Raw genomic sequence first — 25833 nt, 5'->3', positions numbered from 1 at the left:
TACTGTTTTTATATACAGTAATAAGTTTGGAGGTGAAGTATGTTGTGGGAAACCCTTGAAAGAGTAAACCGCTTACGCCAACAAGCACTTGCAAATCCTGAGTTTGTTGAGTCAGCAAAAGAGCACGAACAAGCACTTCAGGAGCAAGAATACCATTATCAAACTAAGAAAAAGCGTTCAGCCAAAGACAAACAAGGTAAAAAGTCGCTGGCCGATATCTATAAAGAAGTAGAGTTTGGCGCTGACGCTCGTCATTAATGTATTCACTGCGGCGTTTTTCATTTCTTCATACGCTGCAGTATTCGTTCAAATTTATGCGAGAGCAGTGGGAGACCGCTGCTCTCGTTGACCTGCCTATAATTTACTAATGAAGTTCAGCAGAGCAAATTATCATTAACACTTAGCAATTCTCTCAATGATCTTGTTGATGTAATGATAATGACAACGGTTTGCATTTGTATCTTTGTTGTTATATAAAACCTCCCTTATTAATCGTTCTGTTGAATAAGAACGGCAAGCGTGATCAACGAATGAGAGCTTTGAATAACTGTTATTCGTAAATGGCTATTAGGTGAAGTAGGGATGTTGGAAGCTAAAGCACTCCAGTTTGAGATTGAAGGCAAGTCATTGCTAAAAGCGTTTGATGTGACATTTGAACCCGGAAAAACATACGCTCTTGTTGGGCATAATGGCTCAGGAAAATCCACATTGTTAAAGTTGCTGGCACAGCAACAGCCATATACTGCAGGGGATGTGGTTTTGCATGGCACGAGCATTAACGATCTCTCAGCGAAAAAGTTCGCCCAACACATTGCCTACTTGCCTCAGCATCTTCCAGTGACCGACAGTATTTTAGGTCGAGATTTAGTCGGTTTTGGTCGTTATCCATGGCATGGTTTACTTGGACGTTTGAGTCAGAAAGATCACGACATTGTTGAAGAAGCAATGGCGATGACAGGCACACTAAAATACGCAGATCGCTTAGTGGACACGTTATCTGGAGGAGAGCGTCAACGTGTGTGGCTAGCTATGCTGTTAGCCCAAAAAACCGAGTATTTGCTTCTTGATGAGCCTTTGTCTGCGCTAGATATCAGCCATCAAGTAGATATGTTGAAGCTTATCTCTAAACTCAGTCAAGAACTGGGTTTGGGCGTTATTATCGTATTGCACGACATCAACTTGGCTGCACGATTTTGCGACTACATCGTTGCATTACATCAAGGTGATTTGATTGCACAAGGCAATGTTGAACAGGTGTTTACTGAACCTAAGCTGAGGGACATATATGGGATAGAGATGATGATCTCTGACCACCCTGCGGGTTATCCGGTGGCGATGCCAAGCTAAAGGTTGGAATAATGAGCAGTACAAACACTCGACTTAAACATTTCTCTTTCGCTCTCTCACTTAGTGCGCTTTTGGTCAGTTCTTTTCAAGCACTAGCTGACGCATCACCTCGGGTGATGTCGGTTGATTGGACACAAACTGAAACGATGTTGGCTTTAGGGGTCGTACCTGTAGGCGTTGCTCAAGGGCAAGATTACGACGCTTGGGTAAAGTCACCACCGTTACCGCCTCAAACAAAGGATGTAGGGTTAAGGACTCAACCCAATATAGAGCGCATTTACGAGCTCAGACCTGATCGTATTTTTATTGCCCCGTACTTCTCCTCAATGAAGCATCGCTTAGTTGATATCGCCCCGGTTACCACCATTGACTTATATGAAAGCGGGATTACGGATTGGTCGGTACTTACCAGTTTCACTCGGAGGTTTGGTGAAGAGCTGGGAAGAGAGGCGGAAGCAGAGGCGCTTATCCAACAATATGAAAAACGTTTCTCTTTATTAAAACAGCGCATAAACAAAGACCAGCCGCCGCTTTTAATGATTCAGTTTATGGATACGAAGCACGTTCGTGTTTTTGGTCAAAATAGTCTTTACTCTCAGGCTATCGAAAAGATTGGGCTGAGTAATGCATGGAATGAAAAGACGAATAGCTGGGGCTTCAGCCTAGTTGGCATCGACAAGTTAGCTGGCATAAAAGCTCAAATCGTTATCGTAGAGCCATTACCTTATGGTGGAGCGGAGCAGCTCTCTCAAGACCCATTTTGGCAATATGTTGTTCAACAATCTGGTGAAAAGGTCATGCAAGTCGCGCCCGTTTGGAGTTTTGGTTCTATGCCTTCAGCCCTCCGTTTCGCAGAGTTAGTTACGGCGAGTAAGGTCGAGGAGTTAACACAATGAAAACGATGCCTTTAAGCTTTGTGGTGTTACTTTCGGCATTTACCTTTTCTATTGGTGCTTTCCAATTGTACCAAGTAAGCTCATTTTCGTTAGCTCTAAGCAGTTTATGGGAGCCTAACTTTCAATCTATCGATTCTGTTTTACTTCACTTTAGCTGGTGGCCTCGAGTCTTCACCACGATTATATCTGGTGCTGGATTAGCGGTTGCTGGGGTATTGATGCAGCAAGTGCTGCGTAACCCTCTCGCTTCACCCACGACACTTGGTGTGGCGAGCGGTTCAAGTTTTGCTTTGATGTTAGCTACGCTATTCGCACCTTGGATGTTGGATATCGCGCCTAATTTGGTTGCTCTCATCGGCGGTGTGATATCGATGGGGTTGGTGATGCTGTTGTCATGGCGACGAGCGTTATCTCCAACGGTTGTCGTCGTTTCTGGGTTAGTGATAAACCTGTACTTTGCATCATTAAGTACGGTTATTCTGATGATGAATACCGAAAAGCTGAATGGGTTAATGATATGGGGAGCCGGTTCGCTTGTTCAGAGTGGATGGGGAGATTTCTCGTATCTTGCACCTCGAATCGCACTTGCTACGGTCGTTGCATTTGTGATTGCAAAGCCGTTAAGTCTGTTGGAACTCTCCGAGCAAGGTGCCAAGAGTTTAGGTGTCTCGTTAGCTAAGTTGCGTTTTGTCTGTCTTGGGCTTGCGGTGTTAATCACTTCTTGGGTGGTTTCTGCCGTAGGAATCATCGGTTTCATCGGGTTAGCGGCGCCAGCGATTACTCGATTGATAGGTATCAATAAAATCCAGCATAAGCTTTGGGTATCAATGCTGATTGGTGCCATGTTATTGACTTTAACCGATTTGGTTATTCAGCAACTGCCAGGGCTAATGGCGAGTTTTATACCAACGGGAGCAGCAACGGCTGCATTGGGCGCTCCGTTACTGTTATGGCTGTTACCTCGTTTATCACAAAAGACGCAGAGCCATACTCAAACAGTGTTAACTCGACACCGTCAACATGTTTACAGGCTAAACCCTAAAGCGATCTCATTGGCGTTGATCGGCACGTTAATTTCTGTTGTTCTTTTTGCCACGGTTGCTGTGCAAAATGAAGGGTGGACAAATTTATTTGCTAGCCAAAATTGGATTTTTTTGGAATGGCGCGCACCTAGATTATTTGCAGCAGCAATTGCGGGGGCAATGTTAGCGATTGCTGGAACCATGATTCAACGCCTAAGTGGAAACCCAATGGCAAGTCCTGAAGTGATCGGTATCAGTTCAGGGACAGCGATGGGATTGATCATCGCGATGTTTACTGGGTTTGGTTCGTCAATTTTCACTCTTTCTCTAGGCGGGCTCGTAGGCGCATTAGCGACGGTATTAGTCATTGTGCTGCTAAACCGTAAGTCAGGCTTTCAGCCGGAGCGTATTTTGTTGACTGGTATTGCAATAACCGCACTGATGAATGCAATACAGAGCTTTATTCTAGCCACTGGTGACCCAAGAAGTTATCAAGCATTGGCTTGGTTGTCTGGGTCTACCTACTATGTTTCGGTTGAAACGTTACTCCCATTGTCTTTATCTGCGCTTGTCTTTATAGGGTTGAGTTTTCTCTGCGTAAGATGGCTAGATATTCTTCCTGTCGGTGCCGCTTCCTCTAAAGCACTTGGAATTCGAGTTGATCGTTCACGCGCAATACTGCTTCTTTTAGTTGCTTGTCTCACGGTCAGTGCGACATTGGTTGTTGGCCCGATTAGCTTTGTTGGGTTGTTGGCTCCGCATTTAGCTCGCTTATTTGGTTTTAACAAAGCGTCACAACACATGTTATGCGCCGCGATACTGGGGGCAGGGGTGATGTTGTTGGCTGATTGGTTGGGACGACAGATCCTTTACCCGCAAGAAATACCAACAGGGCTTATGGCGTCTCTCATTGGCGGTTTGTATTTAATGTGGGGTTTACGCCGCTTATAGAAATGAGCTAAGCCTCAACCAAGAAAGTACTTATACAAATAAGCACTCGTAGTGGCATTCGTAACCTATGCGAGTGCTTTATGCAAAACCTCTGGTTTGTCTTTTACGGAAACAACTGGCGATGCCGTAACTCGCTTTTCTTTCAGCGGTCGCTGAAGTCATGAAGGGTTGGTTTGGCTGCCGACAAAAAGGAGAAGAATATGACTCGGCAGTTTATGCTGACACCAACGTCGATGGCGGTTGTATTAGCTTTATCAACGCCAAATGTCTTGGCTCAGGAAGATGAAAATATAGTTGTGATTGGACAGCAGCAAGACAGTGCAGTTGGTCCTGATTTTAGTTATCTCGGAGCGAAGAGTCGGGCAGCGACGAAAACTGATATTGCTATCAATGAGACTCCAAGAGCGGTGTCTGTTGTTACGCGAGAGCAAATGGATGATCGTGCCTCTATTAGCATTTCTGACGCACTACAGTACACACCAAGCATTCAAACTAATTATTTCGGCGAAGATAACAAGCAAGATTGGTTTATTATTCGTGGTTTTAAACAGGCGAACAGTGGGTTGTATCAAGATGGTACCCGTTTATATTCTTCTGGCTTCTATAGTTGGCAAATAGATCCGTTTGCGTTAGAGAGGGTTGAAGTTTTACGTGGTGCAGCGTCTGTTCTTTATGGGCAAAACCCTCCTGGTGGGGTCATCAATGTTGTCAGTAAGCGACCTCAATTTGATGGGGGGTCAGGACTTGTATCTTTGGAGTACGGTTCTGAAGACCGTAAACAACTTTCTCTTGACGTAAACTCTGAGGTGAGTGAGCAGCTAGCTTTCCGCTTTCAAGGGTTAGCGAGAAAAAATGGGACGAGAATTAGTGGGGTAGAAGCAGAGCGCATTCTTCTCTCTCCATCGATGACGTACAAATTTAATGAGGCGTCTGAAATTACCTTTCTAACGAGCTATCAAAAAGACGACTCAGATCCTTATCTGCAATTTTTGCCAGTTGAAGGAACGTTAACGCCAAACAAAAATGGAAAGATCAGTGATAGTTTAGCGATAGGCAATCCTAACTGGGAGACGTTTGAGCGTGAGCAGGTGTCTTTAGGCTATGAGTTTTCTCATGCATTTAATGATACCACTTCATTTATTCAAGCAGCTCGTTACAGCGAAATGGATGTTAAGCTAAGACAAATGTATTCGTACGTTTACTCGGCTGATGTGCCTGCGTTGGGGCCGGTTTTGGACCCATCAAATGAACGCAAAACCATACTTCGGGGTGCTTCAACAGAAGATGGGTCATCTGATGCTTTTAATATCGATAATCGTTTGATGCACCAAGTAAATTGGGGAAGTGTTGAGCATAACTTGATGTTGGGCATAGATTTTCAAATGATCAGTATCGATGGTAAAGATTTTGCCAATGACCCTATAGTTGCTAATGGTAATGCATTATTAAACACACCAATGGGAGCTTTGCCCGATCCTAGGTTTAATGTATTTAATCCTACTTATTCGGATAACATAATGTTACTCGATCCGAATACGCTACAACCATTGAGCGAAACCGATAAGCAAAGAACGAAAATCGATAATCAGCAGCTCGGCGTCTACTTTCAAGATCATATGCTGATCAACGATAAATGGGCGATGTTATTGGGCGCACGTTACGACGATACAAGTAATGAAGTACATAATGTTACCACGGGTGCTCGCACGAAAGTCGATAATGGAGAGTGGACGTTTAGCGTGGGAACGGCTTATATTTCTGATTCTGGCTTCACGCCATACTTTAGTTACTCTCAGTACTTTGATCCAATTATTCAAGAAGACAGCAATGGTAAGCCAGCGAAGCCTGAAAGCGGTGATCAATTTGAAATCGGTATGAAATACCAACCGGATTCATTTGATGGTTATTTCAATATTGCAACGTATCGGGCAACAAAAGAAAACTTGGCTCGTATCTACTTGAGTGAATTAACGCAAATAGGAAAAATAGAAAATAACGGCGTTGAGTTTGAAGCTGTAGCTAATGTGACACCATCCTTAACATTGATCGGGAACATTGCGTACGTTGATGCAGAGATAAAAGAAGACATCAATAAGGCATGGGTTGGCAAAACACCTTCCCAAGTGGCTAATACCGTATCATCAGCTTGGGCACATTATCGTTTCTTTGATGGACCTCTTGATGGCTTTGCTGTTGGCTTAGGCGCGCGCTATACAGGTGAGTCATACGGAGACAATGAAGAGAGACTAAAAGTACCAAGTTATTTCTTAATGGATGCGACGGTCAGTTATCGAATCGGCGACTACAAGTTACAAGTCGCAGCTAAAAACATCGCGGATAAAAAGTACATAGCGACATGTGATGGCTTTTGTTGGTATGGCGACCGACAAAATGTTATTGCAAGTTTAACTTACGACTGGTGAGTTAACGTATAAATAAACACCCCTAACTTTAGGGGTGTTTATTTAGAAATCGGCTTTACGGACAAAGTGCGGGTTTTTGTACTTTTTCTGCGGGCCAAACGATGATACGACAAGTTTGTTCCATAATGTTTTGTCAAACTCACCCTTTGGAATCGAAGGGTAGAGGGTTTCCTCTTCTTCTCTTGCAAAGTTCATATATTGTTTCTTTTTAATTTGATTGTACTTTTTGGCGATCTGGTTATGTTTTCTTACCCACTCCAGCTTGTAATTGTGGAGCACTTTTTCACCATCTTCGAGACTCATTCGAGATAGGAACAGTCGCTTGTATGAGACCTTTCTGTCCAGCATTGTGCGCATAACGGTTTGGATATATTTACCGTGATGCGTAATGGTAATGTCGTTTTCATCAATAGGAGTGACACACCAGCCTTTAGGTAAAAAGTCTGGCTTCTTAAATTGCTTATTACGCTCCATTAGCGCCTGATGTAAAACTAAATCAGAGGTGCCGCGGAACGTCTTTTGCCATTTACCGATACGAATTTGAATCGAACCAGGCAAGCGATAGATGTTAGTAAACTTATCTTTGTCCATGGACTTGTGTCATGAGATTAATGTGCATAATTAGAAAGCGGAATTCAGCCCAATGCCACAGGCAGTAGACTTAAGTACCGTACGATTTTACAACGACCTTGCGTGATATAGCGAGGGGTTATGTCAATAATAGGTAAGAAATAGAAAATTAGTTCACATTATGAAGAAATTGGAAGCTAACAAGGCTAAATTTTGAAGTTACACCAATTATGCCCATGCCGACTAAATAAAAAGAAGGCACGGGCATAAAATCACACCGCTTCTTCGAGTTGCTTGGTGTCTTCTTCAATCTGTTGTAGGTGTCGGTTTGCTTGCTGTAACTGATACATTTGAGCATAACGACCATTTTGCGTTAAGAGTGCTTTGTGTGTACCTTTCTCGACCAACTCCCCATGATGAAGAACAATGATTTGGTCTGCATCTAGGATAGTTGACAGCCGATGAGCAATAACAACGAGCGTCATGTCTTGTCTGAGTACCGCCAAGCTCTTTTGGATTAAAGCCTCTGTTCCTGAGTCAATATTTGCGGTTGCTTCATCTAATATCAATATCTTAGGTTTTACCACAAGCACACGTGCTAACGCCAAAAGCTGTTTCTGACCCGCAGATAAATTAGTTTCGCCTTGACCTAACTGCGTGTCTAGTCCGTTAGGGTAACGATGAATTTGTTCTGCCAAACCTACCTTGTCTAACGCATCCCATATTTGATTGTCATCAACCGCCCGACTGAGAGAGATGTTTTCTCTGACTGAAGCAGGGAGAATATGTGGATCTTGTTGAACCATTGCCACATCTTTGCGAAGTACGTCTTTCCCTAATGTCTGAAGTGGACGACCATCTATGAGCAGTTCACCACATTGCGTTGGATAAAAGCCCATTAACAGTGACGCTAAGGTGCTTTTACCGCTTCCTGTATGCCCGACAAGCGCGATAAAGTCTTGGTGGTTGGCCTTCAACGAAATGTCTTTTAGGACGTCCTGTTTACCATCGTAGCTAAATGTGAGGTCTTTAAGTTCGATAGCACCTGACCTTAATGGTTGATGATCGCCCCCGTAAGTTTGTTCTTTCGCATCAATCAATTCAAAAACACGTTCGCTTGATACTAACGCCTGCTGAAGTAGAGCAAGTTGCTGAGTCATCTCAATTAGTGGTTCAGTAACTCGCGCAAGATAACTGATAAATGCATACAGTACCCCCACACCAATCAACTCAATACCATTAAAACCAAAGATCGCAACCAAGCAAAGCAACGCAAGACCAGCGAGTAAGTCCATTAATGGTCTTAGCAGATAGCCGTTTAGCCGAATCACTCGTTTAGATGCCACCAGATGCTCTGCGGTTAGCTCGTTGAACTGTTTATTAAAACGCTCTTCTTGTTGCATTAATTGAATGACACTCATCCCTTGAATGGATTCACTCAGATTCGCATTTATATCGGTCAATAGGTCACGCATCTTTCGGTAGCTTTCTGTACTTAGCTGCTTAAACAAGTACATAAAGCCGATGACGATCGGCAGCAATACAAGCACAACGAGTGTGAGCTTCCAACTCATGAAAAACATAACGCCAAGCATTACGACAATCATGACCACGTTTTTCACCACGGTCGCGATCAAAAGCTCATAAAATTGCTGTAAAGATTCCGTATCGTTGGTGATTCGCGACACCAATTTTCCAGCAGGAGTGTAATCAAACGCAGATAACGGCTGCTTAATCACGCCAGAAAATACTTGCTTACGAATCGCTTTGATCGTGTTAGCCGCGACAATGCTAAATTGCAATGACTGAAAATACTGGAATGTTGCCGATACGATCTGAAGAGCGATATAACCTACTGCTAGCGAAATCAGAACACTTTGTGAATAGTCACCTTTAGCGATGTGCTCATCAATGAAATATTGAATCAACCAAGGGCCGCCGGCGCTAGCTAACGCTGCAATAAACAGCAAGGCGAGTCCTTTAATCATTGGCTTTGGTTGAGATAATGGGTAAGACATCAACCGTTTAAACGTACTGGTCTGGTTCATTCATTATTCCTCCATCGCCTGTTCTAGTTTTTGGTACTCGAACATTTCGGCGTACCATCCCTGATGCGCTAATAAAGCGCTATGTTGCCCACGTTCAGTAATGTGGCCGTGATTCAAGACAATGATCTCGTCTGCTGCTTCCAATGCGGTGAGGCGGTGTGCAATAACGATTAGGGCTTGATCACGGTAGTGTGTTTCCAAATTCTTAAGGATTTGATGTTCGGTCCGGCCATCAACAGCCGAAAGCGCATCATCCAATACCAAGACTTGTGCATTTAGTAACATAGCGCGTGCTATCGCAATACGTTGTTTTTGCCCGCCGGAGAGTGTAATGCCTTTTTCACCGACTTCTGTTTGGTAGCCTTCAGGAAACTTCTCAATATCGTCATGTATACAGGCTAACTTTGCAGCTCTATAGACTTCTTCTTTCTCTGCATTAGGGTTGCCTAAGGCAATATTGTCGAAGATAGATTTGGAGAATAGAAACGGACTTTGGTTAACGACAGCAAAGCGGTTTCGCCACTGTGGAAGTAGGGCATCCTTGATCTCGACATCACCGAATTTAATTGAGCCGTTTTCTAAATCATGTTGACGTAAAAGTAGTGTTAACAGGGTCGATTTTCCGCTTCCTACAGGCCCTGCAACTCCCAACATTTTTCCGGGTTCAAGTTCGATGTTTACTTCCGTCAAAGCGGGCGGTAAATCACTAGACCAGTGGAAATCGTCGATATCAATTTTTAACGGAAGTGGTTTATTTTCTATTGGCTTATTACCACTGATAATTTCTGGCTTTTCATCAAAGATCTCTTGTAGTCGGTTCCATGCAGCTGAGCCTCTTTCTAAAATGTTAAATAGGAATGCGAATGCCAGCATCGGCCATATCATCAACCCTAAATACATCGTAAATGCGGTCAGATCACCAAGCGTGATCTCACCTTTATCAACAAGGTAAGCACCAGCAGCGACACTAAGAAGGAAAGAAAGACCGATGGTTAACTGAATTGCCGGGTCAAATCTAGCATCGACTCTTGCAACAGCGATGTTCTTTTCGCCAGTATCATCCACAACCTCTTCAAAACGTTGCTGCTCTTGGTTTTCTAATCCGAAAGCACGCAGCATTCGCACGCCATTAAGTGACTCTTGTGTCATGTCTGACATGGTAGAAAAGGCTTCCTGAGCGACACGAAAGCGTTGATGTAGGATGCGCACAATAAAGAAGATGATGATGGCAAGAAATGGCATTGGAAGAAGCGCCATTACGGTGAGCTTCCAGCTTACTTGCGTTACCATAATGATTAAAACCGCAATACCAGTGATCAAAGAGTCTGCGGCGGTTAAAACCCCTTCGCCGGCTGTCATAACGATATTACGCACATCATTAGTGCCACGAGCCATCAGATCCCCCGTCTTGTAACGTTCAAAAAAACGAGGTGGCTGTGTCGATAAATGCCTATATAGACGGTTACGTAGAATGGTCCCGAGCTCCCAGCTTGCGCCGAAAAGCCAAATTCGCCATAAGATGCGACACCCATAAATGGTAAAGATCAGTACAGTTAACCCTGAGAGCCATAGAATCAGCGTATTTGTATCTAAAGTGTTGTCTACGACGCCGTCAACTATGATGCCAACTGCTTTGGGCGGAACAAGCTGTAGTGCTGATATCACAGCGAAAAGCAGAATGGATCCGACATAGTGCCTCCACTTTTGTTGGAAATACCAACGTAGCTGCCAGAATATTCTCATTACGCCTCCCGCTTTAAATTATTGAATTTGTTATAGAACTATTATTGAGCGAAATGATGAGTTTACAAGCACAAGTTATAGGCGGGTTTAAAAACGATAGATTGTTTCAATTATAGCCATGTGTCGGCGCAAATTACTGGTTTTATCTCTATGAGCTAACTGTGCGACGACATTATGTGAAATAGTTGTTAATGGTTGTTTTGGAGCCATTACCTTGCAATAACGATGAAGACACCAAAAGTAAAAGTGTTACTGCCACTCTATATGGGAATTAGCAATCGTCAGTTTGTATTTTGTATTTCACTTGGCCACCTGGAGTTTCTGGGTAGTAAACTTCGACATAACACATATGTTCTGGACCAACAGGCTTGTTTGCAAAACCAATAAGGAAGTAGGGCTCGTCTGGGCTGTCTACCCCATACCAAGTGTTGATAGTGAGTTGCGGATCAAAGCCTGCTAGCTCTTTTGCTGGAATAACATTTTTGATAAATCCAAAGTAACCAATTAGGTCGTTATGGCCGTCATTATCTAGATCAATGTTATATTGTATGCCGCCATCTACTGTCTCTTGAGATTGAATCACTGCTTTGGTGTAGACAAAGTTGTTGGCGGTCATGAGTGCTTCTCTGGCTCCATATAGAACCGCCACTCTGGCATCTTTTTGTAAGCCAAGAAATTTAGGAAATGCAACGACGCTTACAATACCAAGAATGATGATGCACACAATGAGTTCAATAAGAGTAAATCCTTGAGAGCGACGCACAGCTTTTCTCCATGTTTTAGAAACGAATAGGCGGCTATTCTGATATAGAAACTTTCAGGTCAAGTATTAAAAAAGAATGATAGTAAGAGATCGGGATTGCAAATCTCAAATATAAAACAAGTTGCTTATTTTCGGAATGAGGAGTGATTTTGATAAAAACCAAGGAATGAACTCGAGAGGATAAAATCCTCCCGAGTAAAGCGACTAAGATTCGTGTGTCAGAGCACTGCGGTTACGTTTAAAAATGAATCGCCAAATAAATAAGACAATTGCGATGTAACCTAATCCTACCCCAAGCGCTTGCCAGTGCATGCCGTTATACATCGCGATTGGCATCAAAGAGATGATGAAGATGTCAGTGATTGAGCCAGGGACATAAGCGATGGCGTAATCATCAAGCACCTTGCTACGCATTTTTGGATCAACAATACGAAGCAACGCAATACCCATGGCAACCGTACCGGTTAACCAACCCCAAGAGAAAATGCCTTTCTCGAACCAATCTTCTCCCATGATACGTGGGGCAACCCAGAAGATTAGCCATAGTGTGAAGGCGATACCGCCGATTGCAAGCACTACCATCGGCATTAAATACTGGGCTAAGACGGTAATCTTGATGGCTGAGATACCAAAGATAATCAAATAATCGGTACTGATGCCCGCAGCGTGTTTGAATGCACCGTCACAAAGATAGCGTGAAGCCTTCGTTTGTTTCGCGATGATTCGCACAAGCATGCCGCCAAGGAAGCCGGTTACGAACGTAGGAATTTGTACCTTATCGTGGAAAGAAGATAAGTAGTTAGCCGCTACATACGAGAAAGCCGTTACCACTACAACCAACGCCGCGTGAATCGCAAAAGAATCAACCGACAGGGAAGACATGGTGTCTTTCATTACCGGCGCTTGATCATCAGGCTTAACGAGCCCCTTGCGTTCGTGTTCATCCATGCTATCGAAGGTCGTAAAGCTACGAATCCAACCCATCTTCAATGCGAATTGCAGCATGAGCATGCCGACAGAAATTGAAATGAAAATACCCACGGTTGCGAATGTTAAGCCAAGTGTGAAGCCATCTTCCCAGCCAAGCCCCGTGAAGATTTCACCAACAACAGAGGCAGACCCGTGACCACCCATAAAGCCCGCAGACATTGTCACACCAAAGCCGGGATTAATCTCTGGCCAGAAGAAGGTTGTGAGAACTAGACCAAACATTGCCGCAAACAACCACTGAGAAACAGAAGCGATTTGGTTAAACGCCCACAATGAGCCAGCACGCTGTGCGACGGTTTTAGGTGATGGAACATCCGTTGCCAGACCTAACGCAGAAAAAAGTGCAGCAGTTAATAGGCTTGCGTTAGCGGTAAACGTATCGGTCCAAGGCAGTACGTCTAACAGGGCTGGTCCAAAAATTAGACCGAATAATCCTGCGAGAACCGCCGATGGAATGTACATACGCTGTAGTAATGGCGCGTGAACGCGAATGACTTTTGCCAAAATCAATAGTAAGCCAGCGATGGCTAAGTCAGTCAGCATTAGACCTTTAGGCATCTTATCCTCCAGTAAATGCAGTCAAGGGGTAGCGTCCTTGTGACCTACCTTGAATAAAAATCTCTCTCAAGCCAAAAAGCCACATACGTGACTAAAAGCGTTGAGAAATCAATGTCGTTTTCATAAGCAAAGGAATGTGCTTATGCAATTTGAAATGAGTGTAAATGTTGTGATTGCACACGAACAGGAAGAGAAATTAGATTAAATTTCTCGATATTTTTTGATAGTTCACTCAGGAAAGGCGGCAATCCTAGTCACTTTGTCAGAGCAATGCAATTGATGGGAATCAACAAATAGTGTTCACTAAGTGAGCGTTCTATACTAACGGCCTGAAAAATAAAGACAATTAACAAGAAATAATATTTGTCATATCGACAATAAAAGTTGATTGAGTGGTTAAATTGTCGCCGCTTTATGAGGTGGTGTTACGGATTCACATGCGAAAGAACAAAATCAACCAAGGTGCGGTTTTTAAGGGAAAGCTGTTTTGAACGGTAAAGCAGGTGGATCGGTTTTGGCTTGGGAGTATGTTGCTGGAGAATTTCTACCAAGGCACCAGATTGAATTTCCTGTTCGACTAAGATCTTTGGTTGAAGAAGAACACCAGAGCCTTTTAACGCGGCAAACTTAAGCACATCACCATTATTAGACGTTAATCGGGTGTTGCTGTTTCCAAAGGTATTAGATGGCATGTTCACCACCTGTTGGCTTTCCCCTTGGTGGTACTGAAATCCCAAACAATGATGATGTTCAAGGTCATCAAGCGATTGGATAGGGGCATGCAGCTTAAGATAAGAGGGTGAGGCGCAGTAAGTCATGTCGTATTGCCCGAGTTTTCTTGCAACTAACGATGAATCGACCAACTCACCAATACGAATAATCACGTCTGCTTCGCTTCGATATGGGTCAATCAAACTGTTATCCAACATTAACTCAACGTTCAGTTCGGGAAATTCTGCTAAGAAGTCAGCCACGATGGGCGCAATCACCTTTTTACCATAGGTAACTGGGCAGTTAACTTTTACTGTTCCAGTTGGGCGGTTGATCAGCGTCTGGATTAGGTTCTCTGCGTTGGTGATGTCTTCAATAATGCGGTGGCACTCTTGATAGTAGAGTCTGCCAGCTTCGGTCAAGGACTGTTTGCGCGTGGTGCGATGAATCAGCTGCGTACCTAAGCTTTGCTCAAGAAAGCTCATGTGCTTGCCAACCATGGTCGGTGAAATATCAAAGTGGTGTGCTGCATTACGAAAGCTGCCGTGTTCGACCACGTAAGCGAAAACTTTCATGCTTGTTAATTTATCCATTGCACACCCAGAGTTGATAAAGAAATAACTAAAGCAGAGTTTATCAATCAAATGAGGTTAATTACAGTGGGCGTATGATTAAGAATGGAGAAAGAGAGCCATCATGAGCGAGACGATTTTTGTTACCGCCGAACTGAAAATGAATGCTGATAAGCCAAGACAACAAGTGGTTGAAGCCATTGAACAATTTTGCCTTGATATGCAAAGCGAAGCGGGGTGCTTGCAAGCGAATGCGACCTACGATTCGAAAGACCCACAACGTGTGATTCTTTGGGAGCGATATGAAAACCGAGCCGCGATTGAAGCGCATTTTGCTATGCCGCATACACAAGCGTTTATTGCGGCTGAAATGGCGGAGTTAGTTCAAGCATTCGAAACCCAAGCTCAATAGGAGAGGCGAACATGAAATGGGGTATTTTAGGCACAAGCTTTATCTCAGGTGTCATGGCTGAGGCAATCCAAGGCGATGACAAGAGTGAACTGTACGCGGTTGCTGGGCGTTCGGAGCAGAACTTAAAGACATTCACTGAGCAATATGGCATCGAGAATACGTTCAACGATTACGATGCGTTGATTGCCGATGAGCAAGTCGACATTATTTACATCGCATCGCCAAATCACCTTCATCATGACTTTATCGTCAAAGCGGCTGAGCAGGGCAAAGCGATTCTGTGTGAAAAGTCGCTTTCTGTCGATATGGAAAAAACCGAGCTGGCACTTCAAGCAGTAGAAGCACACAAGGTGTTCTTTGCTGAAGGCTTAATGTATTTACATCACCCGTTGATCAGCGAGTTGGTTTCGGTGCTTGAATCGGGAGAGATTGGTGAACTTCGCTCCATCCACACGTCTTATATTGCGTCGATTGCGCAGTTTGTTAATCCAGACAGCAAAGGTGCTTTGTATAACTTAGGTTGCTACCCAATGTCATTAGTGCATTTGGTGGTGAAAACCATGTTGGGTGAACAAGCCGTTGGAAACCGCTCTATGACGGCGATTGGTCGACGAGGTAACGATGGGAATATCTGTGAATCGAGTTTGATGATGCAATTCGGTGAGCAACAAACGGCGAGCGTACACACCGCCGAAGATCATGGATTGAAACACCAATTCACTATTCTGGGTAGTAAAGGCAGTATTACGTTAGACTCGAATCCATGGCTACCAACGCAAGACAACCAGTTTAGTGTGGAAATTTACGAGACGTCGAAGCGCGAGGTGTCTGTATCGGCAGCTGGAGACGCTTTCTTCTATCAAGTGCGCAATATTCGCCAAGCGGTTGAAGCAGGGCGTACATCGTTAGAGAACCCTTGTGCAACATGGGAAGACTCTCACCGTATTATGCAGCTACTGACTGAGTGGGAATCACTGGCTTCAAAGTAAGTCTGTATTTGAACCAATGAACATAAAAACGGCGCACTAAATCCAATATTTGGTGCGCCGTTTTGTTTTGGGCCAGTCTCTGTTAAATGCGATTATCGCCGGTGCTGAACGCAATGATTTGGCTGATTTCAGACAGGCTTCTGCCACTTTCTTGCTGCCATTGAACAAACGCTTTGTTGGTTGCATCGAGCGATTTTTTCGTATCTTTGCCACCTTCAATGATCTTGCAATTACGCAGGTAAGCTTCAACGTCGCTAGACAAGATGAAGGTATCAACGCCCATTTGGCGAAGTGTGTAAGGACCGGTATTGCCCCCTAGGCGATTACCGCGTTTCTTCAAATACGCCCACAGGTCGGTGATTTTCTCTTGCGGCCAATCGGCAACCATTTTGCCAAACGAGCCATATTCGATTTTTGCTTCGTGGATCATACGTGCGTTGGCAGGAATCGACATGACTTTAGTGAGGTGGCGAATGATGCGTTTGTCGGTTGCTTTGGTTTCCCATTGCTCGTCTGACAGCATCAACAGCGGCTCAATCTTAAATCCGAAGAACACTTCTTCGAAGTTCGGCCACTTGTTGCGAACCACGCTCCACGAAATCCCACTTTGGAATACCTTCATTGAAAAAGCAGCCAGCCAACGGTCGTCGGGAATCGCTGCCAGCTCTTCTTTGCTTAGTGGATGAGATAAAAGCGCTTCAAGTTGATCTTCACCACCTTTACGCTCGGCAGCGCGCTGATAAATCGCGTCAAATTTTTCGATACTCATAAAAGAAGTTAGTCCTAGTTTATGTCGATATTTGCGAAACATACTACGCTTAAGTGGCTGAATCGCAAATTGATGGAGTGTCACAAATGAAGAAGGTCACATTAACGTTTGTCGGAGAAGGTTCGGATCGTATTGCAGAAAAATTCTATGCGTGGATGACGGACGGTGGGTTAGAAGACAGCATGATTGAGAATTTATCTGACCGTGAAATCTCAGTTGTCGGCATCAGTGATATGGATAATGAAACGCGTGATGTGGTAATCAATACGGAAATGAACTAACGAGTCGACTATCGTCAGCAAGCAGAATCAGATAAAACAAAGCCCTTCACTCGAAGGGCTTTGTTGCGTTTATAAGCATGGGAGCTTAGTTGTTTACCAGCGTCAGACCGCTTGGCAGTGCATCACCGAAGATACGCTTCGATTCGCTCTCAGATAACTCTTTGACTTCTTCAACCAGTGATATCCAAGATTCAGGCACCTTGCTTTGCTTCAACTTAGCCAGCACTTGCTCACGGTAGTCGTCAGAGATATCGAATAGGCGGTCGCCCGTCTTACGACAAATCATTACGGCTGCGAAAGCGATCATTGGCTCTTTCTGCCAGTTCTGCTCTAACAGCTTAGGCAACCACTGTTCCGCTTGTTCACGAGGAATGACGTTATGCTGGCTGCCATACAAAGGCGTACGCGATGCCAAACGACCCATTGCCCACCAGTGCGCTTGTTCGAACTGGTTATGGTTGATGGCTTTGCTCAAGAACCACGTTGCCAATAGAACTTTGTCTTCGACTTCTAGATGCTCCAGAGAGGCTGACAAACGTACCATCGACTCGTAACCCATATCTTGTGCCGCTTTGGCTGATTGTGGGTTTTTCATCGCACCAGGATGTAGGTATTTCGCGATGTCCGCCAAGATGGTCTCTTGTTGCTCTTGGCTCAAGCCACCTGCGATACGACGCCAGAACACCCACCAGTCGGTCCAACCTTGATGGTTCTTAAACTGAATGTTTTGTTGGTAGAGACCCCAAACTTGTTCAATGCGCCATGAGTCGGTTGGATCGCCAAAGCCCGGACGCAGTGCAAAACCTGCCAAACGAAGCCAGTTTTTCTCGTGTTGCTCAGAACGACGGCGACGCTTACGACCTTGTGCAAAGGTATCAAAAAGTTGACGTAGGGTAGTGAAATCCCACTCGTCACGTTTGCCCAGTTTCTTCTCAAGATCTTTGGCTAAAGTTTTGATCTCTTTGCTTTCTGCGCTTTTCTTGTTACCGCTGTAAAGGCGAGCGATGAGCTCCTTACATTCGTTCAGTTTAGGGTGAAGCTTAACTTGCTCGCTGTCATCGGTTTGCTTGTTACGAACTTCGAACTCCAGCTCCCAACGTTTGCTGTCATCTTCTGCGCTGACACATTCCATCTTGAGCGTACCGACTTCGGTCAACTGACACGCCAGTTGTACTTCTACACGCTCTTTCTGGTTGGCTTGCAGTTCGGCACCTTCACCTTCAAGGGTGGTGATATAAGGCGGCAGAGGAGCAAATAAGTCAGGATCAACGTCCACCATCACACCGTTTTGAATGGCAGTGTTATTGGTTAAGGTGTCGTGGGTAGAAGTCAGCAGGTTAAAGCGAACGGGTTCTCCTAGGGTAAGTGAGAAACGACGGCCACTTAAGCGGATCTCGTGACCTTCTTCTGTCCCTTTTGCAAGCAAACAGAGCGCTTTGCCCATCTTGTTCTTTTCTTGAAGATGCAAGAAGTAAGAACGCGCTGCACCACCACCAATTTTTAGCTGTGCACCACGACGTGCTTTACCAAACGCAACAGCACCTAGTGCAACAGACCAATCTGGATGTGGGTTATCTAATACCGTAACCGGAGCGCCGCGCCAATCGGACAGTAGGGTAGTGACTCGCTCAGTCACAAGTTCACTATTGAACACACCACCGTTAAGTAGCAAACCTACCGGAATTGCATTTTGTTTGTCGTCTTCAATGCCGAGAGCGGCACGAGCAACTTGCTGATGCTGAGTTAAGAACTCGGCAACGTGTTTGCTCACTGCTGGGTCAGCAACGTATGGAAGACCAAACTCGACAACCGCGCTGCGGCGTTTGTCTGGTACTTCACTGAAATCAGAAAGCGGGAAGAAGCCATCCAAAGCGATTTGGTGCACTTCTTGTTTGCTCAGCCCAATACTCTTTGTTCCGCCAAGAAGTTTAGAGCCGCTGCCTAGCATGGTGATTTTTACTTCTTCAGGTGCTCTCGCTGAAAGTAGGTTTTCTTTCGCCTTGCGAGTTTGCTGAATCAGCTTAGTCAGGCTTGCTGCAGTGAGCTTCTTACTCTGGTTGAAGCGGCTTTCCGCAAGGTGTGCTAATGCTAAGTCGAGGTTGTCACCGCCCAGCATTAAGTGCTCGCCAACACCAATACGATCAAGGGCTAGTTCATCTCGAGAAGAGAAACTGGCTTCAATCAAGCTCAAGTCGGTGGTACCACCGCCCACATCACACACCAGAATCAGCGGTAACTCTTTGAGTTCATCAGCTGCGGTTTGCTGGTGGCGTGCGTACCAGTCGTAACATACTGCTTGTGGCTCTTCTAGCAGGACGATTTTCTTCAAACCAGCTAGCTGCGCAGCTTCAAGCGTGAGTTTACGAGCGGTTTCATCGAACGACGCTGGAACGGTCACAACCACATCTTGGTCTTCTAGCTTGTTGCTAGGATGACGGTAGTTCCATGCTTGGCGAATGTGGTTGAGGTAGCTTGCGCTGGCAATGACGGGAGAAACTTTATCTACGTCTTGCGCACCAGCCCAAGGAAGAATGTCTGAGCTACGATCCACTGCTTGGTGTGATAGCCAGCTTTTAGCACTGGATACCTGACGTCCTTCCACCTTAGCGCCTAATTCACGAGCCCATTCACCCACGATCACATTACTAATGTCGCCAGATACAGGTTCGTTTTCCCAAGGAAGTGTTAGGTCAGAAGGGGAGATTTGACCAACCGCAGGGTGATAGCGGAAAGAGGGCAGCAATGGTTTACGAACCACTTCACCCGGACCAATCAATTGGTCGATGTCGAATAGGGATACTTCGGATTGTTCAAGGTTGTCGGTGATTTCACAATACGCCACCACAGTGTTTGTGGTGCCAAGGTCAATACCAACAAGAAAACGAGGAGATGCCATACAAACCTTCGTGTATTTAAAAACGGCACCCGATTGGATGCCGTTTGATTTCTATTTATTCTTCTTCGTTTGAGTTGCTTTTCGCGTCTTCGCGCACATCGAACTCAACATGCCACTTTTGACCGTTATCAGCGGCAATGGCTTCTAAGTAAAGCGTACCAAGTTCTGTGACGCGAGAGGCTAGGGTTACAGGAACCACTTCACCTTCACGGCGACCTTCAGATACAGGCAGAGTTACTTGAATTTCTGGGAGCTCTTCAAGCTCTTCTGGTGCCCAGTAGTCTAGGTGAGTACCCGCTAGGTCATCACGACGAACGGTTGAGCCGAAGAATTGGAAGTTAACTGGCTGACCGATGATCAAACCAAACTCTTGGCTTGGTACGTCAACGCTTGAACCTTCTTCCATACCAAATGGTGCGACACAAAGTGCTTCCATTGGAGGTGCCATGCCCGGAATCGCTGGCATCGCACTTTCGATACCCACGTAGTACGCCGAAGCGATACCACCACGGATACGAACACCTTGACCACGACGAACAGAGCCGTAGTAAGCCGCACCGCTAGCAACTGCAAGGTCTAGATCCACACCTGTTAGGCGTTTCGCCATTTCAGCATCTGCTTCAATTAGCCATTCGTTGATCGTGTCTTCTAGACGAGTTGCTAGGAGTTTCGATTTCAGAACACCACCGTTGAATAGGATTGCGGTTGGCTTGATGAAGTCAGCCGATTGCGCTGCATCCGCACCTGGCATACCAGGCATGTTAGCGAATGGGTTGAAATCTTGAGCGGCTGCTTCTGCGCCATTTCCTGAAGCAGAAAGGGCATTAGCTTGCTTAGACAAGAACGCAGCGATGTGACGAGTAATGCCTGCATCTTGTGCGTAAGGCAGACCCATTTGCGTTAGTGCACCACGATTACGTTGAACAGGGTGATCAGTAATCGCAACTTGAGGGAAGAAGCCGTCAACCAGGGTTTGTTGTACTTCTTCTTGAGTCAGTTCTGTTTTCAGCGTTGCGCCAAGCAGTTTAGAACCACGGCTTGGTACTACGATTGGCACTGACTGAAGTTCGCTGTCGTTCAATAGCGCTTCTTTCGCGTCGCGACATGCGTGTGTCATTGCCTGCACTTGCCATGGCTGTAGCTCTTTGCCTTCTTGCGCTAGCTTCATCTTCAAGCGGTACGCAAGTGCAAGATCCATGTTGTCACCGCCAAGTAGGATGTGTTCACCTACCGCGATGCGGTTCAGAGTTAGGTTGCCGTCGTCTTCAGTTACTTCAACCAAAGAAAGGTCGGTTGTACCACCACCGATATCGACTACAAGCACGATGTCGCCAACTTCAACTTCGTCGCGCCATTTGTCGTTGCTGTTATCGATCCAGTTGTAAAGTGCAGCTTGTGGCTCTTCTAGAAGCGTTAGGTGCACAAAACCAACATTGCGTGCTGCTTCTGCAGTTAGATCGCGAGCAGCAGGATCAAAAGAAGCAGGGACCGTAATAGTCACGTCTTGATCGGCAAGGTTGTGATTTGGATTGGTGTGATTCCAAGCGTCTTTTAGGTGCTCTAGGTAAAGCTCTGTCGCACGAAGAGGGGATACTTTTTCCACTTCTTCTGGGCTACCTGCTGGTAAGAAGGCATCACGACGATTCACACCAGCGTGGCAAAGCCAAGATTTCGCACTTGCAACAAGGCGAATTGGTGTTTTTGAACCTAGGTTACGTGCAATTGCACCAACTAGAGCTTTTGGCTCGCTCGACCACGGAAGAACGCGTGATTGCGGGTTCATTTCGTGTTCGTGTGGTTGGTAAAGGAAAGAGCCTAATTGGCTACGAGTCTCTACCGTACCTGGCGCAGTTAACTGCGGGATTGGCATCACTTCAACGCGAGCGTCTTCGTTGTGTGTATCAACAAAAGACATGACACAGTGTGTTGTACCTAAGTCGATACCAACACTGAATTTAGGTGTCTGTTGAGTTTCAACAGACGCTTCTTGAGAATGGTTTTCTTGGTTCATGTGTTCCATTACAGCTCAACCTCAGCTGGAGCGATCACAGAAGCATCGTAGTTCTCAGCCAGTTTAGGCAACGTCATTGATGTTGCTTTCCAGCCTTTGTGAACTAGCGTGCCGTTGAATGGCGCGCTGCCTGTTACGTTGCCAGTTAGGCGGATTTCTTGTGGGTTGAAGCCTTCTTCAACCGTAATGCGAGTTTCTTCGTCTTCGTTACGAACGTGCGCTAGCGTCACGTAGTCGTTCAGTACTTTCTGACCGCCAGTGTGGATTACGCGAGCGGCTGCGCCTACTTCTTCATCAGAGAATGACGTTAGGTCTTCTTTTAGGAAGTCAATCAGGCGAGCTTCTTGTTGCATGATAGAAAGCAGCTGCATTGCAGAGTCTGTTGATGCGGTTGCAAGTTTTGATTCAACTTCTACAACACGCTCTACGACTTTCTCTACTTCCACTACTTTTTCTACTTCAACGATCTTCTCAACTGGTTTCTCAACCTCGACGATTTTCTCGACTGGTTTTTCTACCACTTTCTCGACCACTTTTGATTTGCGCGACACTGCAACTAGAAGAAGCAAAACGCTCGATGCGGTTAGGCCAGCGTGAAGCATATCGAACGTTTGAGGAATTAGGTTCAAATCAATGTTCATGACGTTTTTTCTCTTTCTATTGATTTATTGGTGCTCAGTATTGGCTCATATTTGTTCACTAAAACGATCGTCTTTGCGATCTTGCACCAAGTTTAGACATTAAAATGATGACGGATGGTAGCATATTCAAGGCTTAAGGCTGTAATAATTCGTGACTATACCGTACGAACAGCGTGAAAAATCGACGATCAGACTCCCCAATATAGGTTGTTGCTTGATGTTTGTGCATTGCTAACGCAGTATTTCAATAGATCCCGAAGTTTAACTTACGGAAGTATCAAAAATTACGATATGACACAAAGCACCGCTCATAAGAGCTTTATAAAACGACATTCAGACTCTATTTTAGCTTTTTTGGCGACTTTATGTGTCACTGCTGGTGTAGTTGGTGCTGCTTATACAATGCAGCAACGGTATACACAGACGACGTTTGATACTTTAGCCGACCGACAAGCAGAATCACTTAAAGCAAACGTCGAGAATGATCTAAAGTTCATTGGTGCGGGCGCAAACTTTTTCCATTCGATTGAGCGAAGCTATTGGCCATCGTTTCCGATGTATGCGGAACAAGTGATTAACAGCTCGCGAAGTCTCATTGGACTTCAATGGATGCAAAAGGTCGAATTTGAAGATCTTGATGAACATATTTTAAAGACCCGTCAAAAATTTCCAAACTTCCAACCGTTTACCGTTCCTAAAGATGGTCCCAAAACCTACGGGTACATTTTTGAACACAATGAGCCAATTTTCATCGCGTCGGATATCTACCCAAGAACACCGGAAAACCTTTCTCTATTGGGTTTCTATTTTTCGCGCAAACGCTTCGATTTAATCTTGGATGATATTTCCGAAAATGGGCGAGCGAATGTCTCGGATAAAGTTCGCTTGCTGCAAGATGGTTATGACAAGTCCATACCTAAGACTGGGTTGCTGGTGTTCCATCCAGTGTTCGACTTCGAGAACAAATATTTATTAGGAGTAGTGACCGGTGTTATCCGAAGTACGGTTTACTTTGAGGATTTGATTACGAAAACCGCGACGGAGCTCGATATGTCGGTGCGCGTAGAAGATTTGGGATTCGACGCAGCAGATGACCCTGTTCTCTTTCAAAGTGCGAGCTGGGACAACATTCGAGGAACGGTTATAAGCCGGACCATTCAACTGCCTAACCGTGAATGGCGTATTGACTTTAAGCTTTCTGACGCAGTCTCAGCTTGGGAACGTTCTATTTTAGCGGGCACGACACTAGCCGGATTGGTAATCGCCTTTTTGATCAGTTGGATTGTGAATTTACAGTCTCGAGAAAAAGAGCGCTTAGCGGTCATGTTGGAGCTCAAAACCGTTGAATTAAAAAGAATGGCAGAGCGAGACCCTCTAACTCAACTACTGAATCGCCGAGCATTCAACGATCATTTGCTTAATCAGATAAACAAAGGTGTTAACTTCGCCTTGGTTGGTTTTGATATCGACCACTTCAAAGTGATTAATGACAAACACGGCCATTTAGGTGGAGATGAAGCGTTACAACATGTCACTAAGCTGGTCAGTGCTAATTTAAAACCGGGAGATAAGTTTTACCGAGCTGGTGGTGACGAGTTTTGTATTATTTCTAAAGTCATTGATAGAGCAGTGCTAGAAGCTTACCTAGAAAAATTACGGAGTGTTGTGGCAAGTACGGCTTTTGATTATGGTGATGCGTCAATCATCTGTACGTTGAGTATCGGTGCGGTTATCCATAAAGAAGAAGATCCTGAGAGCTTGTATCACAAAATGGATAGTCAACTCTATTTGAGTAAAAAAAACGGCCGTAATAATGTGTCGATCGGCGATTAAATGGGCGCACAAATTCGAGTTTTACGCCGTGTTACGATAGAATCGCACGCTTTAAATTTTTATGTTAGGAACCAAGGCAAACTATGAACCATAACCGTATTGTATGCTTCGATTTAGAAATGTGTTGCTGGAACGAAAATGGCGTCGGCAGCACGGGTGAAATTATCGAAGTGGGGTTAGCTGAAATAGATTTGTCTAAAGGTGAGATAGTCAAGCGTGCTCAATACTACGTGAAACCAGAACACGATGAAGTCTCTCTATTTTGCGCTGAGTTAACGGGCATCACACCACGTAAGATTGAAAAACAAGGACGCCCACTAGAAGAAGTGCTTAAATCCATGGTTAAGAACTTCGGTGGTCGCAACAAAATCTTTGCATCTTGGGGGCGAGATGACCTCATTCTTCTAGAAGAGTGTAAGCAAAAAGGTATTGAAGCACCGTTCACAGAGTTCATCAACTTAGCGACACTCTACCGTATTCAAAATCGTCTTAAAGATAAACGTATAGGCCATCGAGCCGCTCAAGAAGCAAAAGGAATAGACTGGGAAGGGCGTCAACACTCTGGCTATGTAGATGCATATAACTTAGCTAAGCTTGCTTTGACCATGTTTTAGTTATTCGAACCTAGCTAGCTTGTAATTAAATAATCATCCAACCATTGTTGTTTTGTCATGCAGTCTGTTTAGTGTGGAAAGAGCTAAACACATACCTTGACCAGTATTTTAATAACAATGTCGTTGGCTTATTGAAAAACGCGCAGAGTGCGCGTTTTTTTATGGCTACAGAAGCGATATCTGTTGTCATTCTAGGGGTAGCTTAGAGTTAGCCAGCGACTTATATACTCATCTCGTCACTTTACTGAGACTGTAACTTCGCTCGAATGAACTCGCTGTGATCAACATAGAGTAGCTCTGCTGTTTTACGGATCACCGCGTCTTCTAGCGGGTCAATTTCGCCGTCTGCGTAAGCGACTTCCCACATGCTTTTGATTAAGTTGTAACGAGTTTCTTGAGTCAGTTCTCTTAGTTGAGAGGTAAAGTCGTACAGCGAAGCGGAATCTTTTATTTTCTGTTGCGCTTGCTCTAACAAAGTATTTGATTCTTCTTCATTTAACGAAAGCAGTTTCATCAATAAAGAGCGCTTTGTTTCTTGTTCTCTATCATCGACACTATGGTCTGCGCCAGAAACTTCACAAAGCAAACACGCGATAGCCATGTTAGGGGAAAGTGTGTTGGTTTGGCTTAAATCAGAGCCATCAATGAGTTGTTTAAATAATGATGTGAGAGAATTAAACATAATGAACACCGAGCTATTGTTTATTTGGTTAACATGGTAATAAATACGGAAGATCTCAAGGTGCGATACCAAATTTAGCACGCCGTTGACATTTAAGAACGGCCACTTTCT

At 44.8% G+C, this 25833-nt stretch carries 21 protein-coding genes; 10 read left to right on the top strand and 11 right to left on the bottom strand.

Annotation, left to right across the window (positions count from 1 at the left end):
• The first annotated feature begins 39 nt into the window (after nt 1–39).
• The 5 genes from R7035_RS00845 to R7035_RS00825 all read left to right on the top strand — a co-directional run bounded on the left by R7035_RS00845 (nt 40) and on the right by R7035_RS00825 (nt 6639).
• A complete protein-coding gene (locus R7035_RS00845; RefSeq protein ID WP_005377723.1) occupies nt 40–258 on the top strand; it encodes a hypothetical protein in 219 nt (72 codons plus the stop codon).
• A gap of 324 nt (nt 259–582) precedes the next feature.
• The gene (locus tag R7035_RS00840) at nt 583–1347 is read left to right on the top strand and encodes an ABC transporter ATP-binding protein (protein ID WP_064353887.1); all 765 of its coding nucleotides are present in this window, start codon (nt 583–585) and stop codon (nt 1345–1347) included.
• A gap of 11 nt (nt 1348–1358) precedes the next feature.
• The gene (locus R7035_RS00835) at nt 1359–2243 is read left to right on the top strand and encodes an iron-siderophore ABC transporter substrate-binding protein (RefSeq protein WP_053303102.1); all 885 of its coding nucleotides are present in this window, start codon (nt 1359–1361) and stop codon (nt 2241–2243) included.
• Nucleotides 2240–4216 (top strand): Fe(3+)-hydroxamate ABC transporter permease FhuB, encoded by a 1977-nt coding sequence (gene fhuB, locus R7035_RS00830; RefSeq protein ID WP_065274502.1) that lies wholly within the window; start codon nt 2240–2242, stop codon nt 4214–4216. The genes R7035_RS00835 and fhuB overlap by 4 nt, the downstream gene beginning before the upstream one ends.
• Nucleotides 4217–4416: 200 nt before the next feature.
• Entirely contained in the window at nt 4417–6639 is a 2223-nt protein-coding gene (locus R7035_RS00825; protein WP_213904930.1) for a TonB-dependent siderophore receptor, read from the top strand.
• Between the two features lie 42 nt (nt 6640–6681).
• On the opposite strand, the gene R7035_RS00820 is transcribed toward R7035_RS00825, so the two are convergent.
• The 6 genes from R7035_RS00820 to R7035_RS00795 all read right to left on the bottom strand — a co-directional run bounded on the left by R7035_RS00820 (nt 6682) and on the right by R7035_RS00795 (nt 14615).
• On the bottom strand, nt 6682–7230 hold the full coding sequence (locus R7035_RS00820; protein WP_005377712.1) for a hypothetical protein: 549 nt from the start codon (nt 7228–7230) through the stop codon (nt 6682–6684).
• 251 nt (nt 7231–7481) lie between these two features.
• Nucleotides 7482–9257 carry an ABC transporter transmembrane domain-containing protein gene (locus R7035_RS00815; protein WP_158173869.1) on the bottom strand — a complete coding sequence of 592 codons (1776 nt, stop codon included), beginning with the start codon at nt 9255–9257 and terminating at the stop codon, nt 7482–7484.
• A 3-nt stretch (nt 9258–9260) separates the two neighbouring features.
• The gene (locus R7035_RS00810; protein WP_065274505.1) at nt 9261–11000 is read right to left on the bottom strand and encodes an ABC transporter transmembrane domain-containing protein; all 1740 of its coding nucleotides are present in this window, start codon (nt 10998–11000) and stop codon (nt 9261–9263) included.
• Between the two features lie 271 nt (nt 11001–11271).
• Nucleotides 11272–11763 (bottom strand): type II secretion system protein, encoded by a 492-nt coding sequence (locus R7035_RS00805; protein ID WP_005377704.1) that lies wholly within the window; start codon nt 11761–11763, stop codon nt 11272–11274.
• 204 nt (nt 11764–11967) lie between these two features.
• On the bottom strand, nt 11968–13311 hold the full coding sequence (locus R7035_RS00800; protein WP_086046743.1) for a sodium/glutamate symporter: 1344 nt from the start codon (nt 13309–13311) through the stop codon (nt 11968–11970).
• 425 nt (nt 13312–13736) lie between these two features.
• On the bottom strand, nt 13737–14615 hold the full coding sequence (locus tag R7035_RS00795; RefSeq protein ID WP_054579469.1) for a LysR family transcriptional regulator: 879 nt from the start codon (nt 14613–14615) through the stop codon (nt 13737–13739).
• Between the two features lie 103 nt (nt 14616–14718).
• Between R7035_RS00795 and R7035_RS00790 the strand changes: the two genes are divergently transcribed.
• Both R7035_RS00790 and R7035_RS00785 read left to right on the top strand, forming a co-directional pair.
• Complete coding sequence (locus R7035_RS00790) at nt 14719–15006, top strand: putative quinol monooxygenase (RefSeq protein ID WP_005389066.1); 288 nt, start codon at nt 14719–14721, stop codon at nt 15004–15006.
• A gap of 11 nt (nt 15007–15017) precedes the next feature.
• Nucleotides 15018–15995 carry a Gfo/Idh/MocA family protein gene (locus R7035_RS00785; RefSeq protein ID WP_270054782.1) on the top strand — a complete coding sequence of 326 codons (978 nt, stop codon included), beginning with the start codon at nt 15018–15020 and terminating at the stop codon, nt 15993–15995.
• An 82-nt stretch (nt 15996–16077) separates the two neighbouring features.
• Here R7035_RS00785 and R7035_RS00780 read toward each other — a convergent pair whose 3' ends face one another.
• Nucleotides 16078–16764, bottom strand: coding sequence for a DNA-3-methyladenine glycosylase I (locus R7035_RS00780; protein ID WP_005377694.1), 687 nt, complete (start codon nt 16762–16764; stop codon nt 16078–16080).
• 86 nt (nt 16765–16850) lie between these two features.
• Here R7035_RS00780 and R7035_RS00775 point away from each other — a divergent pair, with 86 nt between their 5' ends.
• Nucleotides 16851–17045, top strand: coding sequence for a hypothetical protein (locus tag R7035_RS00775; RefSeq protein WP_005377692.1), 195 nt, complete (start codon nt 16851–16853; stop codon nt 17043–17045).
• 85 nt (nt 17046–17130) lie between these two features.
• On the opposite strand, the gene R7035_RS00770 is transcribed toward R7035_RS00775, so the two are convergent.
• The 3 genes from R7035_RS00770 to R7035_RS00760 are packed head-to-tail and all read right to left on the bottom strand — an operon-like array spanning nt 17131 to nt 22593.
• Nucleotides 17131–19941, bottom strand: a complete 2811-nt coding sequence (locus tag R7035_RS00770) for an Hsp70 family protein (RefSeq protein WP_104979155.1) — start codon at nt 19939–19941, stop codon at nt 17131–17133.
• A 55-nt stretch (nt 19942–19996) separates the two neighbouring features.
• Nucleotides 19997–21961: an Hsp70 family protein gene (locus tag R7035_RS00765; RefSeq protein WP_005442693.1), complete on the bottom strand. Its 1965-nt coding sequence runs from the start codon at nt 21959–21961 to the stop codon at nt 19997–19999.
• A complete protein-coding gene (locus R7035_RS00760; RefSeq protein WP_017634945.1) occupies nt 21961–22593 on the bottom strand; it encodes a DUF2760 domain-containing protein in 633 nt (210 codons plus the stop codon). Before R7035_RS00760 ends, R7035_RS00765 begins: the two co-directional genes overlap by 1 nt.
• Nucleotides 22594–22884: 291 nt before the next feature.
• Between R7035_RS00760 and R7035_RS00755 the strand changes: the two genes are divergently transcribed.
• Together R7035_RS00755 and R7035_RS00750 are read left to right on the top strand one after the other, a co-directional pair.
• Nucleotides 22885–24426 carry a sensor domain-containing diguanylate cyclase gene (locus R7035_RS00755; protein WP_005377686.1) on the top strand — a complete coding sequence of 514 codons (1542 nt, stop codon included), beginning with the start codon at nt 22885–22887 and terminating at the stop codon, nt 24424–24426.
• A gap of 83 nt (nt 24427–24509) precedes the next feature.
• Complete coding sequence (locus R7035_RS00750) at nt 24510–25040, top strand: 3'-5' exonuclease (RefSeq protein WP_005377684.1); 531 nt, start codon at nt 24510–24512, stop codon at nt 25038–25040.
• Between the two features lie 241 nt (nt 25041–25281).
• Here the strand turns inward: R7035_RS00750 and R7035_RS00745 are convergent, their stop codons facing one another.
• Nucleotides 25282–25722 (bottom strand): TerB family tellurite resistance protein, encoded by a 441-nt coding sequence (locus tag R7035_RS00745; RefSeq protein ID WP_017820644.1) that lies wholly within the window; start codon nt 25720–25722, stop codon nt 25282–25284.
• Nucleotides 25723–25833 lie beyond the last annotated feature (111 nt).

Origin of the sequence: Vibrio sp. 1731 (assembly GCF_033339955.1) — a bacterium.
Classification (GTDB): domain Bacteria; phylum Pseudomonadota; class Gammaproteobacteria; order Enterobacterales; family Vibrionaceae; genus Vibrio; species Vibrio alginolyticus.
The sequence above is the reverse complement of the archived record's forward strand: the minus strand, read 5'-3'. Positions and strand labels throughout refer to the sequence as shown.

What these genes read in the sequence shown, in the direction of transcription:
- R7035_RS00845 (WP_005377723.1), top strand. Translation starts at nt 40, where the DNA reads ATGTTGTGGGAAACCCTTGAAAGAGTAAACCGCTTACGCCAACAAGCA.
- R7035_RS00840 (WP_064353887.1), top strand. Translation starts at nt 583, where the DNA reads ATGTTGGAAGCTAAAGCACTCCAGTTTGAGATTGAAGGCAAGTCATTG.
- R7035_RS00835 (WP_053303102.1), top strand. Translation starts at nt 1,359, where the DNA reads ATGAGCAGTACAAACACTCGACTTAAACATTTCTCTTTCGCTCTCTCA.
- fhuB (WP_065274502.1), top strand. Translation starts at nt 2,240, where the DNA reads ATGAAAACGATGCCTTTAAGCTTTGTGGTGTTACTTTCGGCATTTACC.
- R7035_RS00825 (WP_213904930.1), top strand. Translation starts at nt 4,417, where the DNA reads ATGACTCGGCAGTTTATGCTGACACCAACGTCGATGGCGGTTGTATTA.
- R7035_RS00820 (WP_005377712.1), bottom strand. Translation starts at nt 7,230, where the DNA reads ATGGACAAAGATAAGTTTACTAACATCTATCGCTTGCCTGGTTCGATT.
- R7035_RS00815 (WP_158173869.1), bottom strand. Translation starts at nt 9,257, where the DNA reads ATGAACCAGACCAGTACGTTTAAACGGTTGATGTCTTACCCATTATCT.
- R7035_RS00810 (WP_065274505.1), bottom strand. Translation starts at nt 11,000, where the DNA reads ATGAGAATATTCTGGCAGCTACGTTGGTATTTCCAACAAAAGTGGAGG.
- R7035_RS00800 (WP_086046743.1), bottom strand. Translation starts at nt 13,311, where the DNA reads ATGCCTAAAGGTCTAATGCTGACTGACTTAGCCATCGCTGGCTTACTA.
- R7035_RS00795 (WP_054579469.1), bottom strand. Translation starts at nt 14,615, where the DNA reads ATGGATAAATTAACAAGCATGAAAGTTTTCGCTTACGTGGTCGAACAC.
- R7035_RS00790 (WP_005389066.1), top strand. Translation starts at nt 14,719, where the DNA reads ATGAGCGAGACGATTTTTGTTACCGCCGAACTGAAAATGAATGCTGAT.
- R7035_RS00785 (WP_270054782.1), top strand. Translation starts at nt 15,018, where the DNA reads ATGAAATGGGGTATTTTAGGCACAAGCTTTATCTCAGGTGTCATGGCT.
- R7035_RS00780 (WP_005377694.1), bottom strand. Translation starts at nt 16,764, where the DNA reads ATGAGTATCGAAAAATTTGACGCGATTTATCAGCGCGCTGCCGAGCGT.
- R7035_RS00775 (WP_005377692.1), top strand. Translation starts at nt 16,851, where the DNA reads ATGAAGAAGGTCACATTAACGTTTGTCGGAGAAGGTTCGGATCGTATT.
- R7035_RS00770 (WP_104979155.1), bottom strand. Translation starts at nt 19,941, where the DNA reads ATGGCATCTCCTCGTTTTCTTGTTGGTATTGACCTTGGCACCACAAAC.
- R7035_RS00765 (WP_005442693.1), bottom strand. Translation starts at nt 21,961, where the DNA reads ATGGAACACATGAACCAAGAAAACCATTCTCAAGAAGCGTCTGTTGAA.
- R7035_RS00760 (WP_017634945.1), bottom strand. Translation starts at nt 22,593, where the DNA reads ATGAACATTGATTTGAACCTAATTCCTCAAACGTTCGATATGCTTCAC.
- R7035_RS00755 (WP_005377686.1), top strand. Translation starts at nt 22,885, where the DNA reads ATGACACAAAGCACCGCTCATAAGAGCTTTATAAAACGACATTCAGAC.
- R7035_RS00750 (WP_005377684.1), top strand. Translation starts at nt 24,510, where the DNA reads ATGAACCATAACCGTATTGTATGCTTCGATTTAGAAATGTGTTGCTGG.
- R7035_RS00745 (WP_017820644.1), bottom strand. Translation starts at nt 25,722, where the DNA reads ATGTTTAATTCTCTCACATCATTATTTAAACAACTCATTGATGGCTCT.